Source organism: Pseudonocardia bannensis (genome assembly GCF_012911875.1).
Lineage (GTDB): Bacteria > Actinomycetota > Actinomycetes > Mycobacteriales > Pseudonocardiaceae > Pseudonocardia > Pseudonocardia bannensis.
The window spans coordinates 1-2,716 of sequence record NZ_JAAXKZ010000236.1 but is presented as its reverse complement, the minus strand read 5'-3'; the positions used below and the strand labels follow the sequence as shown (position 1 = coordinate 2,716).

General features: G+C 74.0%; 2 protein-coding genes. Both read left to right on the top strand.

Going from position 1 to position 2,716, the window contains the following annotated elements; translation table 11 throughout:
• The first annotated feature begins 84 nt into the window (after window positions 1-84).
• Window positions 85-1,047, top strand: a complete 963-nt coding sequence (locus tag HF519_RS29815) for an MBL fold metallo-hydrolase (RefSeq protein WP_169416286.1) — start codon at window positions 85-87, stop codon at window positions 1,045-1,047.
• Complete coding sequence (locus HF519_RS29810; protein ID WP_169416285.1) at window positions 1,044-2,624, top strand: FAD-dependent monooxygenase; 1,581 nt, start codon at window positions 1,044-1,046, stop codon at window positions 2,622-2,624. The genes HF519_RS29815 and HF519_RS29810 overlap by 4 nt, the downstream gene beginning before the upstream one ends.
• Window positions 2,625-2,716: the final 92 nt, after the last annotated feature.

Genomic DNA, 2,716 nt, shown 5'->3' with positions numbered 1-2,716 from the left:
GGCGGAGGGGGGTTCCGGTGCGGCTGGGCGAGCGGTAAACTGGCCCCATTGATCAAGGCTTTGATCAATGGGGAGGCGGAGCCGATGGCCGCGCAGCCGTTCGCATCATCCGGGGACCTGGCCGAGAAGGAACAATCGCTCGAGGTGCTGGCGGACGGCGTCTACGCGCTGACCGCCGAGGGCGACCCGAACGTCGGGGCCGTCGAGGGCGAGGACTTCCTGGTCTGCTTCGAGGCGCTGGCGACCCCGGTCGCGGCGGGAGAATGGCTGGCCCGGCTGCGGGAGTACACCGACAAGCCCGTGCGCTACCTGGTGCTCAGCCACTACCACGCGGTGCGCGTTCTGGGCGCCTCGGCGTTCGACGCCGCCGTCATCGTCGCCCACGAGAACACCCGGGCGCTGGTGGCGGAGCGCGGTAAGCAGGACTGGGAGAGCGAGTTCGCCCGGATGCCGCGGCTGGCCAAGGCGCCCGAGTCGGTTCCGGGCCTGACCTGGCCCACGCTGACCTTCTCCGACCGCCTGACCATCGACCTCGGCGGTGACCGCGGCGACCTGGTGCTGCAGTACTGCGGGCGCGGGCACACCGAGGGCGACATCGTCGGCTGGCTGCCCCGGCACCGGATCCTGTTCGCCGGGGACCTGGTCGAGGCCCAGGCGGCCCTCTACACCGGCGACGCGTTCCACCGGGACTGGGCGGGCGCCACCCTGGACCGGGTCGAGGCGCTGGGTGCCGACGCCCTGGTCGGTGGCCGCGGCGCGGTCAGCCGGGGGCCGGCGGAGGTGGCCGCGGCGATCGGGCAGACCCGGCACTTCCTGCAGGTGCTGCTGCGCGAGGTCGGTGCGGTGCAGGGGCGTGGCGGGACGCTCAAGGACGCGTTCGAGGCGTCTCACGCCGCGCTGCGCGAACGGTACGGCCGGTGGCCGATCTTCGAGCACTGCCTGCCGTTCGACGTGTCCCGGGTGTGGGACGAGCTGTCCGGTGTGGAGCGCCCGATCATCTGGACCGCCGAGCGCGACCAGGAGGTCTGGGACCAACTGCAGTCATGAGCGCCGCGTGGCCGCTCGGCCCGGTGGCGGTGCTGGGCAACGGCCCCGTCGGGCAGACCGCGGCGCTGCTGCTGGCCCGGTGGGGCGTGCCCGCCGTCGTGCTCGACCAGCGCCCGCGACGCGATCCGGTCGGCTCGAAGGCCATCTGCCAGCAGCGCGACGTGCTCGACATCTGGGAGTCGGTCGGCGCGGGGGCCCGGATCGCGGCCGAGGGCGTCACCTGGACCACTGCCCGGACGTTCCACCGGGGCCGCGAGCTGTTCAGCTACGCCTTCGCCGACGCCGGCCGCTCGGCGTTCCCGCCGTTCGTCAACATCTCCCAGTCGCGCACCGAGCAGGTGCTCGACGAGTGCATCGCCGCGGAACCGCTGATCGACGTCCGCTGGGGCCACCGGGTGGCCGACGTGGTGCAGGACGCGGACGGGGTGACGCTGCGCTGCGCGAACGGGGCCGAGCTGCGCGCGCCCTACCTGCTCGCCTGCCCGGGCGCGGCCGGCGGGGAGCTGCGCCGCCGGCTCGGCGTGTCCTTCGACGGCCGGTCGTTCGCCGACCGGTTCCTCATCTGCGACATCCGCACCGACCTGCCCGCCCTCGCGACGGAGCGACGCTTCCATTTCGACCCGGAGTGGAACCCCGGGCGGCAGGTGCTCATCCACCCGTGCCCGGACTCGACCTTCCGGATCGACTGGCAGGTCCCGGCCGGCTACGACGAGGCCGCCCTGGCCGCCGACGCGGTGTCCGGCGCCCTCGACCGGCGGATCCGGGCGATCATCGGCGAGCATGACTACACGGTCGTCTGGTCCTCGGTGTACCGGTTCCACTCCCGCTGTGTGGACCGGATGCGGGTCGGGCGGGTGCTGCTGGCCGGGGACGCGGCGCACCTGTACTCGCCGTTCGGTGCGCGCGGGCTGAACTCCGGGGTCGCCGACGCGGAGAACGCGGCGTGGAAGATCGCCTACGTCGGGCGTGACTGGGCGTCCGAGGCGCTGCTGGAGAGCTATCACGACGAGCGGCACGCGGCGGCCCGGGAGAACCTCGCGATCACGACCGCGACCATGGCGTTCCTGGTCCCGCAGGACGCGGCGCAGGCCGCGCACCGCCGCGACGTGCTGGCCCGTGCGGCCGACGACCCGGCGGCTCGCGCGCTGGTCGACTCGGGGCGGCTGGCCGAGCCGTTCTGGTACGTCGACTCCCCGCTGACCACACCTGATCCGGGACGTCCGTTCGCGGGGCGCCCGCCGCGCGGCGCGATGCCGCCGGCCGCTCCGGGCATCGTCGTCCCCGACGGCCCCCTGCGGGGTAGTGCGTGCACCGGCGCCCATGGCCGCGCACGACGGTTCCGGGAGTTGGCCCGCGACGGGTTCCTGCTGCTCGCGACGGACGGCGCCACGCCGGTCGTGCCCGAGGACCACGGCGGCCCGGTCCGCGCGCTGCGGCTCGCCGAGATCGACCATACCGGCGCTCTCGCCGACGCGCTGGGCGCCCGGCCGGGTGAGGTGTGGATCGTGCGCCCCGACGCCCATGTCGCCGCGGTGCTGACTACGCCGTCGCCGGTGCAGATCGCCGCCACGCCATGAAAGGACAGTCTGTGGCCGATGGACCCCTGATCGTCCAATCCGACAAGACCCTGCTGCTCGAGGTCGACCACCCGGCCGCGTCGGCCGCGCGC

Bases quoted from the DNA above. Each gene is read 5' to 3' on its own strand.
- HF519_RS29815 (WP_169416286.1), top strand. From the start codon at position 85: ATGGCCGCGCAGCCGTTCGCATCATCCGGGGACCTGGCCGAGAAGGAA.
- HF519_RS29810 (WP_169416285.1), top strand. From the start codon at position 1,044: ATGAGCGCCGCGTGGCCGCTCGGCCCGGTGGCGGTGCTGGGCAACGGC.